This is a genomic window from Mesorhizobium sp. M7A.F.Ca.ET.027.02.1.1 (assembly GCF_004022985.1).
Taxonomy (GTDB): domain Bacteria; phylum Pseudomonadota; class Alphaproteobacteria; order Rhizobiales; family Rhizobiaceae; genus Mesorhizobium.
Map to the genome: position 1 here is coordinate 1 of NZ_RZOL01000203.1, position 10,883 is coordinate 10,883.

A 10,883-nucleotide genomic window follows, 5' to 3' on the forward strand; every position below is an offset into this window, starting at 1 on the left:
GCGCGGCCGTCGAAGAAGGCATCGTTGCTGGTGGTGGCGTCGCGCTGCTGCGCGCTTCGGCCAACATCAAGGCCACCGGCGTCAACGCCGACCAGGCCGCCGGCATCAACATCGTTCGTCGTGCGCTGCAGGCTCCGGCCCGCCAGATCGCGGCCAACGCCGGTGCGGAAGCATCGATCGTTGCCGGCAAGATCCTTGAGAACAAGGGCGCGACCTTCGGCTACAACGCCCAGACCGGCGAATATGGCGACATGATCGCCATGGGTATCGTCGATCCGGTCAAGGTTGTCCGTACGGCTCTTCAGGACGCGGCCTCGGTCGCCGGCCTGCTCGTCACCACCGAAGCCATGATCGCGGAGGCTCCGAAGAAGGAGTCGGCTGGCGGCGGCGGCATGCCTGGCGGCATGGGCGGCGGCATGGGCGGCATGGGCGGTATGGATTTCTAAGAAGTCCATAAAGCACGCCCATCAACTAACATTGCTCAAGCCCGCAAGCGGGCTTGAGTGGCGGCATGGATTTCTAATCCAGCCCTATCAGCCTTCAGATACGGAAAGGGCGGCAGAGATGCCGCCTTTTTTGTTTTGCGCAGCGGCGGCGTGGCCTCTCAGACGGCGGCATCCAACGCCATGATCCTTCGGCACTCGTCGAGTTGATGGCCGAGGATTGCGTGATCGAAACACCGTGCCGGCGCCGGACGGCGCTCGTTTTGCCGGTCAAGCGGCGTGTGTCGGGCTTTGGACGGCGATCGCGACTCAGGCCGGCACGCGCTTCGATGTCGAGGAAACCTTCGTTGCCGGCGACCGGGCAACGATCCGCTGGCGCTATTTCATGGCCGACGGCAATTCGCTGCGCGGCGTCAACCTCATGCGCGTGGCCGACGGGCGGATCGTCGAAGCGATGGGCTATGTGAAGGGGTAGCGCGCCCGAGCAATTTCCCAAAGGGCATCGCCCGGAACAGCGCAACAAGGCGAGCGGATCAGCAAGACTGAGCCGCTTGCCGTGGCTCTACCGATCCGCCAGCGCCAGCTTCGCGCCGAGCATGACGAAGGCGCCGGCGAAGGTCCGGCGCATCCAGGTCAACACCATTGGCCGCGAGACGACGTGGCTGCGGATCGAGGCGGCGAAGATGCCGTAGCCGACGAAAACCACGAAGGTCAAAAGCATGAAGACGGAACTCAGCTCCAGCATCTTCGACAGCGCGTTGGGCTCCGTGGTGCTGACGAATTGCGGCAGGAAGGCGAAGAAGAAGATCGAAAGTTTCGGATTGAGCACGTTGACGAGGATGCCGGTGGCAATCACCTTGCCGGCCGAACGCGGCGTCACATCCTGGTCGACGCTGAGGCCACCATTTTCCTTGAGTGTGTTCCAGGCCATGTACAGCAGGTAGGCGACGCCGAGATATTTCAGCGTCTCGAAGGCGAGCGCACTGGTGTGCAGCAGCGCCGCCAGGCCAGTGATGGCAGCGGCCATGTGCGGGATGATGCCGAGCGTGCAGCCGAAGGCGGCGATGACGCTGGCTCGCGCACCGCGCGAGAGGCCGGCGCTCAGCGTGTAGAGAACGCCGGTGCCGGGCGAAGCCACGACAATCAGGGACGTCAACAGAAATTCGATGCTCACGATGGTTCCTCCGGCACCCTACCCAACCAGGAAGGTATCGGGCTGCGGGTCGGCGCACAAGCGGAGGCGATTGGAGATTGGCTACACCGGTAACCCGAGCGCCTGGCGTGCCATCAGGCACTCCTCGTCGCCGGGCATGCAGGCGCGACAGACGTCCGGCCGGACGTCGTAGATGCCGCAAGCGGTCGACTTGCCGATCTCGCCGGACAGCGCCGAGCAGCGCACGCCCTCGCAGCGCATGCCTGACAGGTCAGATGCGACATATTTTTCCGGGATACGGTCGAGCTGTGCGTCATCCTCGGTGGAAAAGCGCGGCCACTCGGCCGAATAGGAGCAGCAGGCACCGCAGCTTTGGCAATCGAAAGTGCCGTGTTGCGACGACAAAACGCTTGCGGCGGCCACCAGGGCGGACAGCCCCGGCGCGGCGGGGTTTTGATCGGCGTCTTGCGGCAAGGCGCTATTTCTTCTTAGCCGTCTTGCCCTTCGGCGAATCCGCCGGCGACTTGAACAGATCGGTCGCGGCCTCGGTGGCGTCGCCGGCTTTCGGCGCGGCAACCGGCTTGGCCGGTTTTGCCGCAGCACCCGAGGCTGCCGTCTGATCCTTGGAGGAGAATTTTATGGCCATGTCAGTCCTCGTCGGCGAAGCGCGATGATGGGGCGCGCGGATTGCGCAGGCGGCCGATCAGCGCCGAAACGGCCGTGATGTTCATTTCCTCGGGCGACCAGTTTTTCACCGCCTCGATGTGATGGGCCGCCAACTCGCGATGCGTGCTGCCGCTGTAGGCCGCGTCCTGATAAGTCACCCGCTCATGGGTCTTGGCGTCTTCGCGGACATATTCGATCAGGTAGTTCGGACATTCGGCGCGGCCACGCACGCCGACGCGCACCTGGGCATCACCGTGGGCACGCTTGCAGCGTTCGAGCTTTTCCAGCACACGCCTGACGAATTCGACCGGCTTGTCGAGGCCTTCGACCATATCGGCAATTGTTGCGTCGGCGGCGATCGGTGTTGGCGGTACGCGTTTGGTGGCCATCAGCGTCTTCCGGCCCGCTTCGGCAAAGCGGCTAGCGCGGCGGCGGCGGCCATCTCGTCGGCTTCCTTCTCCAGCCGCAATTCGCGCAGACGCGCGGTCTTGGCTTCACGTGCCTCGCTGACGGCGTCGCGCTCGGAATTGATGCGGTTGAGCGACATCGACTGGGTTTGCGTCTTGCTGAACAGGGACACGGCCTGATCGACGGTTGTCTTTGAACTGGTGGTCAAATCTTTCTCCTGTCAGGAGCCTGTGCCGATGGAGCGAGACCGGGTCTTCGGTCAGGATCACGCACAAAGCAATACGCGCGGCGAATTCAAATTGCTGGAGCGTCCCTTAGCACGTCCAGGCCGGCGCGCAGCGCACTTTCGGCGGCGAGGCCCGCAAAATGAAAAAGGCCAGGCACCGCCTGACCTTCCGTAAAGGCGCCGCGCAACCAGATGACATCCAAAAAGGATGCACCGGGGATGCACGAAACGCCCTTCTCATGCGCATGATATGCCGTGGAAACTCAGGTCTCCGCGGCCATGCGCCCGAATTCGCCACTCACCGGTGCCAGTACATCCGTGGTCACCGGGAGAGCTGAATTCTTTTTTCAGGCCGCCTTCAACTGGTCGGCGGACATCTTGCCCGACTTGTTGTCGCGGACCATCTCGTAACCGAGCTTCTGGCCCTCGACGATGTCGCGCATGCCGGCGCGCTCTACGGCCGAGATGTGGACAAAAACGTCGGCCGAGCCGTCGTCAGGCTGAATAAAACCAAAACCTTTGGTGGCGTTGAACCATTTAACTGTGCCGGTGCTCATGACGAACCCTTTCCATGGCAAATATTCGTTCGACGCCATGCGGATGCACAACGTCGTTTGTCCCGATTTTTGATGTGGGAAGTTCGTCAAAGGCGCGCTCGAAAGCGCGGATAACAAAAGTCAGTCAAACAAATATCGACGATTTGCTTATAGGCTTCTTTTGGCGCGCTGTCAAATTTGCATAAAGCCACAGCTGCGGAATTCTCCCAAACCACCTGGCCAAAACACCTGGCATGACGGCAGATCGGACGCCAAACAGCGCGCTTGCGCCAACTTGAGAAAAGTTTTCCGGCATCCAGGAACCATCTGCGCAGACGCGCATTTATTCGGTGTCATCAGCAGTTCATGAGAGCAATCGAATAACAGTTGATGGCAAAGACGCCCCCCGCACGATAAAAGGTGCGAGGGGCGTTTTCGTTTGGATCCTATTCGTCCGGACCGGGTTCCGGCCACGTCTCCCTGGCCGCCTCGGCATACCAGTGGCGCATCGCCGGCGTTGCCAGCACGGCGTCGACATAGGCGCGTGTATCCGGCGCCAGCGTGCCGCCATAGGTGTCGAAACGGGTGACGACAGGCGCATACATGGCATCGGCCGCGGTGAAGTGGCCGAACAGGAACGGGCCGCCCTTGCCGTATTTTTCCCGGCACTGGCGCCACAGCGCCTCGATGCGGGCGCGTTGCGCCTCGCCCTCGGCGTCGAGCGGCTTGTGGGCCTTGGGCCGACGCAAATTCATCGGCCAGCCATAGCGAACCTCGCGAAAGCCGGAATGCATCTCGGTCGCGGCCGAACGCGCCAGCGCACGGGCGTCGATATCGGCCGGCCAGAGCTTTTTTTCGGGAAACAGGTCGGCAAGATATTCAAGGATGGCAAGGGTTTCCCAGACGATCTTGCCATTGTGATTCAGCACCGGCACCTGACCTGTCGGCGACACTTTCGCCAGATTGTCAAAGGTTTCAGGCGTGCGCAGCCGCACGAAACCTTCCTCGAACGGGATCTCCAGATGCCTCATCGCCAGCCATGGCCGCAGCGACCATGAGGAGCAACACTTGTTGCCGATATAGAGCGTAAACTCTGCCATTTTTCTCCCCGCACGCTCGGCCATCCAATATCCATGGTCGACGTGTGTTCACAGCCTAGCCCACCAGCCTTGGCCCAAGGCGGCGGCCGCGCGACCTGATCTGCCGTCCGGGCGACGCCTGGAACCTAACCGACGCCGGCTCGTTAGCTACCCGCAAATGAATTCCCCTGAATTCAAAAATCCCAGGAGATGCGCAAAAATGGTGAACAAGGATCAGGTTGCGGGCGTGGCCAAGCAGGTCAAGGGCTCGGTCAAGGAAGCCGCGGGCAAGGCAACCGGCAACAGGCAGACCCAGGCCGAAGGCACGGGCGACAGGATCGCCGGCAAGGTGCAGAAGGCCTATGGCGACGTCAAGGACAAGGTCAAGAAGGCGCTCTGATCCGACATCGAGAAACGCGCTTTATCGAGGGAAAGGCGGCCGCGAAGGCCGCCTTTTTTCATGTGCTCCAGCCCTTGCTGAAAGCATTGGTGAAGGCAACCTCGCCATGATCGCCGGTCGCCTCGCCCAGCACCACGTCCATGCCGTCGCTGGTCACCCTGGCCAGCGCGAAACCGCCCATATAGGCAGCCTTCGGCTTGAACAGGTCGATCCCGTCCCTGCGATAGATCAGCGGCGTTTCGTGCTGGTGGCCGTGGAAAATGCCGACGACATTGTAGCCCTTCAGCGCCGCCAGCAACGCTTGCCGGTCGGCCTCGCTCCACCAATGCGGCGCACCGGTGCCGTCATCATCGAAGTGGCTCTTGGCGGCATCCCAGCGTTCCACCGAAAAAGTGTCCCAGCCATAATGCTGGAACAGGACGACCGGACGGCCGTCCGCCGCATAGGTCGCCAGGTCCTGCTTCAGCCATGGCAGGCTGCTCTCGGCGCTGTGGCCGGTATCGCCGGCGAACCGATGCGTCTGGATCAGATGCAGGCCGCCCCAGTCCCAGGAGTAGCAGTCGGTGTCGACATCATAGTCGGTGGCCGGCACCGGCGGCTTGAAGAACACGCCGGCGCGATGGTTGACCTCGACATAGTCGCGCAGTTCGCGCCGGTACCAGTCGACATGGTGCGGCGGCCCGTTCTGGTCGAGATCATGGTTGCCGAGCCCGACATAGACCGGCATGTGCACGCGATCCGGGCCGACGCCCTGGCTGTAGCGCTGGCTGAACTGGAGCAGTTGGGTGCCCTCGCTCGGCTGCGTGATCTGGCCGCCGCCATCGTCGGTGACGTCGCCGCCGACGACGAGGCCGAGCGGCGTGCCTATCTTGCCGGCGGAACGCAGGCCGGTGGCGACGCCATTGATCTCGGCCGGCCAGTCCTTGTTGCCAAGCGCATTCAGCACCGCCACGTTGCGCAGCAGCGCGGCGTCGGTCTTGCCTTCCTGCAGGCAGTTGGGACTCAAGCCGCTCGCCATGCGGCAGGCATGGACATCGGCGATGAACAGGAAGGTGGCGTCGATCGACTGGACGCGTTGTCCGGTCTGGCCGAAGGCCGGCCGCGGCAAGGCGCCGGCCGCGGCAAATCCCGCAGCCTGCGCCATGAAGTTGCGTCGAGAAAGCGATCCAGTCGAACGGCGATTCATCATCTGCTGATTCAGCATGGACAGCAGCCGGTCGTCCAGCGCCTCTGCGCCATCATCGACATGACGCCACGGGTCTGGCATGTCTCGCGTGCGCAAGCGGAGCAGAACGAAAAATGAAAGCCGCACCTATCTGCATGATCCTGGCCGCGATGCTGTGCGCGAGCACCGCGCATGCCGCCGGTTGCGTCGATGCCAAGTCCGCCAGGAAGGGTTTCGTTCTGGCGAGACCCGGCATCCACAGCGAATTTCGGCCCGTGGCCGGCGGGATGATGTCGGTTATCAACACCTACGAATCGCAATCGCCGCAAACCCAATATTTGTTCGCCGGCCTGATCGAGGTGTTTCGCGACAGCGACACCGGCCGCCAGGCCATGATCCCGTTTCCGATCTGCGAAAGCTGTTCCCGCTGAAGGCGGGGGCAAAGGCCACGATAGAGTTCGTCGAGTTGTCGCCGAACAAGCCGCCGAAGGGCACCAAGACGCTGAGCCTGATCGTCAAGGGCAAGGAGACATTCAGTCTGGGCGACTGCAAATACAATGTCCTGGCGGTCAAGGAGACCTTCAAGAACGGCGGCGGCGAGACGCTGGATTCATTCACCGCCCTTTATGCGCCCGATCTGCAAGCCGCGCTCGCGCGGCGCTACGATGAAGGCACCAGTTCGGAATCCGTCAACGGCTACGAGACGATCAAGCCGCTGGCCGAGTAGCTGAACCCGAGCCCGGCGTTCCCCACCTCGCCCTGCATCGCCTGAAGAACGCAGCGACGCAAATTCAAGGGGTTCTCGGCCGTGGCAGTATCCTGTTGCGTCGCCTGGCAACCAAGCCGCCCGGCGACGGCGCGCTGCGCTCCAGCCCCGCCAGGCAATCCCGCAGCACACCGGCATCCTGCGCCGTCTTGGCCATCGACATCGCCCCGGAATAGGCGGCGACCGTCAGCGCGGCGAAGCGTTCGGGGTCCGTGCCCTCGTCCTTGCCCGCCTGCTGGTCGGCACGCAGCTTGTCGGCAATCGCGCGCCGCCACCCGGCAAAAATCCCGGCAAGGGCAGTGCGAAAATCGGGATCGGCAAGCGACAGTTCGTGCGCCAGATTGTTGAGCGGGCAGCCGCGCACGAAACCCTGCTGCTCCAGTTCCGCCGCCACGGCCTCGAACACGGCGCGCACGCCCTCGCGCGCCGATGCCGCCGCCAGCACCGGCGCGATCCATGTCTCTTCGACCGCTGCCGCCACACGCTCGTCGATCACAGCCAGCGCCAGCGCCTTCTTGGTCGGGAAGTGGTGATGCAGCGCGCCGCCGCTGACATCAGCCGCCGCCATCAGATCGCCGATGCTGGAGGCATGATAGCCGCGCGCCTGGAACGCGCCCTCGGCGACATCGAGCACTTTCTTGCGCATGCTTTCAGGGTCGTTGATGCGTTTTCCCGGGCGCGGTTTTGGCTGGACGGTCATCTCTGCTGACATTGCCGAACTTTAGCATGTTGACAAAACAGGACAACCGGTCTGTTTTACAAAACAGGGCGATCACCCTGTTTTGGAGAATATCCGATGAACCTGCCCCAGAACGTCGCGACGAAACCCTCAGCGCTCGCTTCGCTCGTCGTCGAGCTTCGGCAATACACGCTGAAGCCTGGTCGGCGCGACACGCTCATCGGCATCTTCGACGGCAGGCTGATCGAGGGCCAGGAGGACGCCGGCATGACCATCATCGGCCAGTTCCGGGACCTCGATCGGCCTGACATGTTCGTCTGGATGCGCGGCTTCGACGGCATGGATGCGCGGAAAAATGCTCTCGCCGCTTTTTATGGCGGGCCGGTCTGGGCGGCGAACAGCCACGCGGCCAACGAGACAATGATCGATTCCGACGATGTGCTGCTGCTCAAGCCGGCGTGGCCGGGCGCCGGCTTCAACCTCGCGGGCAAGCAGCGGCCAAGCCTGGCCGACGATAAAAAGCCCATCCAAAACAAACCGCTGACCGGCATCGCTGTCATCGAGATTCATCATTTGCAGCCCGGCACGGAGGCAGATTTCGCCACTCGCTTCGAGATTGAGACGGCCTGCCTGATGACGGCCGACGCACGCCTGCTCGCCGCTTTCGTTACCGAGCATGCCGAAAACAGTTTTCCGCGCCTGCCGGTACGGGCTGATGAAAACGTCTTCATCAGCGTCATGGGTTTTGCCAGCACCGAGGCGCATGCCCGCCACCAGGCCGCCCTAGCCGCTTCTTCGGCATGGCAGGATTTTTGGCAGGCCGCGCAGCTCGGCCTGACCAAACAAACGGAGACTTTGCGGCTGTCGCCCACATCGCAATCATTGGTCGGGCGTTAGACTTCAAACGCCTTGAGAATGGCCTTCGCGACGAGGCCTGGATCTTCCCAATGCGGGTTGTGGCCACAGCTCTCGGCGCGAACGAAGACGGCTCCGGCAAGAGCGGATTGCAACGCCTGCTGGTGCGCCTCGCCGAACAGCGGGTCGCAGGCGCCGGCGATGATCAGCGTCCGGGCTTGCACGGCCCGTGCAGCATCGGTCAGGTCGGCGCGGCGGATTTCCTCGAGAATCGCGCGCCAGCGCGGGGTCGGCATCGCCGAGGCCTCTTGCGCCAAGCCGGCGAGAAAGGCTGCGGGCACGTCGGGACGACAGGCATGCCACCAGACATAGAACGGATCGGCCGGCGATATCGGGTCGCGCAGGGCCTCAACGCTCACCACCAGCGGATGACCCGGCGCGAAATCGGGCTTCAACGTGCCGGCCAGGACCACAAGCCCGCCGATCAGCTCCTTGTGTCGCCCTGCCAATGCGATGGCCACCATGGCGCCCAGCGAATGGCCGACGACGACCGGTCGGTCGAGTTGTAAACTCTGGATCAGCCTGGCGGTATCATCGGCAAGATCGGCGATGCCGCAGTTCTTGCCGGCCTGCGAGGCGCCATGGCCGCGCAGATCCGGCATGATCAGACGACGGCCGGCCAGATATGGCGCCAGAAGCGAAAAACTGCGGCTGGTGTCGGTGAAGCCGTGCACCAACAGCAGTGCCGGCTCGGCGCCTGATATCTCGACATAAGCGATGTCGAGATCGCCGACAGTGACGAACTGCTTGCGGCCGGCCCAGGCGTCCTGTTCCGGCAAAGCATCAAGCACCGCCGCCCTCACAGGCCGAGCTTTTCCTTGACCGCGGCAAGGCCGGGTTGGCCGTCAAAAGTGGTGACGCCGGCGAGCCAGGCATCGAGACGGCTCTTGTTGGCCGTGATTGCCTTCAGCGCGCCGTCCTCCGGCTTCATGCCGTCATTGATCAGATAGCCCATGCCGACATTCTCGAAATCGATGTCGAAGGCGAGATTCCCGAGGAATTGCGCGACGTTCGGGCATTGCTGCAGATAGCCCTTGCGCACCTGCGTCGTCACCGTCGCGGCGCCGAAGTTCGGGCCGAAGAACTTGTCGCCGCCGGTCAGGTACTTGAAGTCGTACATCGTGTTCATCGGATGCGGCGCCCAGCCCTGAAAGACGATGAACTGCTTTTCCTTGATCTCGTAGCCGACCTCGGAAAGCATGCCGGCTTCGCTGGACTCGACCACCTGCCAGCCGTCCAGGCCAAAGGCCGGATCGGCGATGGCGTCCATCATCAACTGGTTTGAACCGGGCTCGATACCGTACATTTTCTTGCCGAACTTGTCGGCGAATTTGTGCAGATCGGAAATGTCCTTGACGCCGGCGTCCCAGGCGTAGGTCGGGACGGCGAAGGTGTATTTGGCGCCCACGAGATTGACGCGCACATTCTCGACAGAGCCGTCCTTCTTGTAGGGCTCGTAATAGGTGACCATGGCCGGATCCCAGTAGCCCAGGAACAGGTCGAGGTCCCTGTTCTTCATGCCCTCGTAGATGACGTTGATGCCGAGCACCTGGCTTTGGGGCTCGTAGCCGAGCGCCTCCAACAGGATGTTGGCGACCCCCGTGGTGAAGGCAAGGTCGTTCCAGCCGGGTTCGGCCATACGGACCGTCCTGCACTCTTGGCCCTCGGCCGCCTGGGCCGCATGAGAGGCCAACATGAGGGCGGCCAAACAGACGCCGTTTGCAAGGATGCGCAACATTTCGGTTCTCCTCATTCGTGAAATTGACCAATTGGTCTTTTTATTGTCCCATGGGTCAATTCTTGATCTGAGCGGACGAAAATGTCAACGTGGATTCGAAATGCATGGACCAATCCCGTGAAACTCAAGCGTCTCAGTGAGATACGCCGCAAGGAGCTGCGGCAGGCGGCCTTCGTGGTTCTGGAGCGCGAGGGCATTGCCGGCGCGACCCTGGAAAAAGTGGCCGCCCAGGCAGGTGCCTCCAAAGGCATCGTGCTGCACTATTTCCGCAACAAGCAGGAACTGTTCGAGCACGCGATGCGCGAAGCCAATGCCGTCCTGTGCCAGGCGGTGATCGCGCGGCTTCGCCGGGCGCGTACGCCGATGGAGCGCATGGATGCGGTGATCGAGGGTAATTTCGAAGAGCATCTGTTCCAGCCGCCTCTGTGCCATGCCTGGCTGTCGCTCTGCGCCGAGGTGCCGCGCGACGAGAAGATGGCCCGTATCCAGCGGGTGATCCATGCGCGCATGCGCTCGAACCTGTTGTCGGGCCTGCACGGCCTCGCCTCGCCGGCGGATGCCGACGACATCGCGCTTGGCGTCACGGCGCTGATCGACGGGCTTTGGCTGCGGCTCGGCCTGCAACCGGGCAGCGTCTCGCGCGAACAGGCCGTCCGCCAGGTCAAGAATTATGTCGCGGGCCGGCCGGCCCGGCGGGAGCCCCGCCCCG

17 protein-coding genes and 1 pseudogene are annotated in these 10,883 nt (G+C 62.9%); 7 read left to right on the forward strand and 11 right to left on the reverse strand.

Annotation, left to right across the window (positions count from 1 at the left end; all coding sequences use genetic code 11):
• Together EN749_RS21120 and EN749_RS21125 are read left to right on the forward strand one after the other, a co-directional pair.
• Window positions 1-446: TCP-1/cpn60 chaperonin family protein (locus EN749_RS21120; protein ID WP_281061922.1), on the forward strand; the 446-nt coding region annotated here is incomplete at its 5' end.
• A gap of 170 nt (window positions 447-616) precedes the next feature.
• Window positions 617-918 (forward strand): annotated as a pseudogene (locus tag EN749_RS21125) (nuclear transport factor 2 family protein).
• Between the two features lie 87 nt (window positions 919-1,005).
• Here the strand turns inward: EN749_RS21125 and EN749_RS21130 are convergent.
• From EN749_RS21130 to EN749_RS21160, 7 genes are all read right to left on the reverse strand, one after another.
• Complete coding sequence (locus EN749_RS21130; protein ID WP_127270585.1) at window positions 1,006-1,617, reverse strand: LysE family translocator; 612 nt, start codon at window positions 1,615-1,617, stop codon at window positions 1,006-1,008.
• Window positions 1,618-1,698: 81 nt separating this feature from the next.
• On the reverse strand, window positions 1,699-2,019 hold the full coding sequence (locus EN749_RS21135) for a YkgJ family cysteine cluster protein (RefSeq protein ID WP_164874009.1): 321 nt from the start codon (window positions 2,017-2,019) through the stop codon (window positions 1,699-1,701).
• Window positions 2,020-2,074: 55 nt separating this feature from the next.
• Window positions 2,075-2,242 carry a hypothetical protein gene (locus tag EN749_RS21140; protein ID WP_127319514.1) on the reverse strand — a complete coding sequence of 56 codons (168 nt, stop codon included), beginning with the start codon at window positions 2,240-2,242 and terminating at the stop codon, window positions 2,075-2,077.
• A gap of 1 nt (window position 2,243) precedes the next feature.
• A complete protein-coding gene (locus EN749_RS21145) occupies window positions 2,244-2,651 on the reverse strand; it encodes a hypothetical protein (protein WP_013532398.1) in 408 nt (135 codons plus the stop codon).
• The gene (locus EN749_RS21150; RefSeq protein ID WP_013532399.1) at window positions 2,651-2,878 is read right to left on the reverse strand and encodes a hypothetical protein; all 228 of its coding nucleotides are present in this window, start codon (window positions 2,876-2,878) and stop codon (window positions 2,651-2,653) included. The genes EN749_RS21145 and EN749_RS21150 overlap by 1 nt, the downstream gene beginning before the upstream one ends.
• A 365-nt stretch (window positions 2,879-3,243) precedes the next feature.
• Window positions 3,244-3,453: a cold-shock protein gene (locus EN749_RS21155; RefSeq protein WP_010915421.1), complete on the reverse strand. Its 210-nt coding sequence runs from the start codon at window positions 3,451-3,453 to the stop codon at window positions 3,244-3,246.
• A gap of 425 nt (window positions 3,454-3,878) precedes the next feature.
• Window positions 3,879-4,532, reverse strand: a complete 654-nt coding sequence (locus EN749_RS21160) for a glutathione S-transferase family protein (RefSeq protein ID WP_189367627.1) — start codon at window positions 4,530-4,532, stop codon at window positions 3,879-3,881.
• Between the two features lie 199 nt (window positions 4,533-4,731).
• Between EN749_RS21160 and EN749_RS21165 the strand changes: the two genes are divergently transcribed.
• Window positions 4,732-4,911: a CsbD family protein gene (locus EN749_RS21165; RefSeq protein WP_027037831.1), complete on the forward strand. Its 180-nt coding sequence runs from the start codon at window positions 4,732-4,734 to the stop codon at window positions 4,909-4,911.
• A gap of 58 nt (window positions 4,912-4,969) precedes the next feature.
• Here EN749_RS21165 and EN749_RS21170 read toward each other — a convergent pair whose 3' ends face one another.
• Window positions 4,970-6,100 carry a metallophosphoesterase gene (locus EN749_RS21170; RefSeq protein ID WP_189367629.1) on the reverse strand — a complete coding sequence of 377 codons (1,131 nt, stop codon included), beginning with the start codon at window positions 6,098-6,100 and terminating at the stop codon, window positions 4,970-4,972.
• 131 nt (window positions 6,101-6,231) lie between these two features.
• On the opposite strand from EN749_RS21170, the gene EN749_RS38920 reads away from it, so the two are divergent.
• Together EN749_RS38920 and EN749_RS38925 are read left to right on the forward strand one after the other, a co-directional pair.
• On the forward strand, window positions 6,232-6,507 hold the full coding sequence (locus EN749_RS38920; RefSeq protein WP_245482652.1) for a hypothetical protein: 276 nt from the start codon (window positions 6,232-6,234) through the stop codon (window positions 6,505-6,507).
• 35 nt (window positions 6,508-6,542) lie between these two features.
• Window positions 6,543-6,803 carry a hypothetical protein gene (locus tag EN749_RS38925; protein ID WP_245482651.1) on the forward strand — a complete coding sequence of 87 codons (261 nt, stop codon included), beginning with the start codon at window positions 6,543-6,545 and terminating at the stop codon, window positions 6,801-6,803.
• 64 nt (window positions 6,804-6,867) lie between these two features.
• Here the strand turns inward: EN749_RS38925 and EN749_RS21180 are convergent, their stop codons facing one another.
• Window positions 6,868-7,488 (reverse strand): TetR/AcrR family transcriptional regulator, encoded by a 621-nt coding sequence (locus EN749_RS21180; RefSeq protein WP_245491466.1) that lies wholly within the window; start codon window positions 7,486-7,488, stop codon window positions 6,868-6,870.
• 150 nt (window positions 7,489-7,638) lie between these two features.
• On the opposite strand from EN749_RS21180, the gene EN749_RS21185 reads away from it, so the two are divergent.
• Window positions 7,639-8,418, forward strand: coding sequence for an NIPSNAP family protein (locus EN749_RS21185; protein WP_128363889.1), 780 nt, complete (start codon window positions 7,639-7,641; stop codon window positions 8,416-8,418).
• On the opposite strand, the gene EN749_RS21190 is transcribed toward EN749_RS21185, so the two are convergent.
• On the reverse strand, window positions 8,415-9,227 hold the full coding sequence (locus EN749_RS21190; protein ID WP_128363890.1) for an alpha/beta hydrolase: 813 nt from the start codon (window positions 9,225-9,227) through the stop codon (window positions 8,415-8,417). The genes EN749_RS21185 and EN749_RS21190 overlap by 4 nt on opposite strands.
• A gap of 8 nt (window positions 9,228-9,235) precedes the next feature.
• Entirely contained in the window at window positions 9,236-10,174 is a 939-nt protein-coding gene (choX, locus tag EN749_RS21195) for a choline ABC transporter substrate-binding protein (protein ID WP_128289972.1), read from the reverse strand.
• An 81-nt stretch (window positions 10,175-10,255) separates the two neighbouring features.
• Between choX and betI the strand changes: the two genes are divergently transcribed.
• On the forward strand, window positions 10,256-10,883 hold a 628-nt coding region (gene betI, locus EN749_RS21200; RefSeq protein WP_128363891.1), incomplete at its 3' end, for a transcriptional regulator BetI.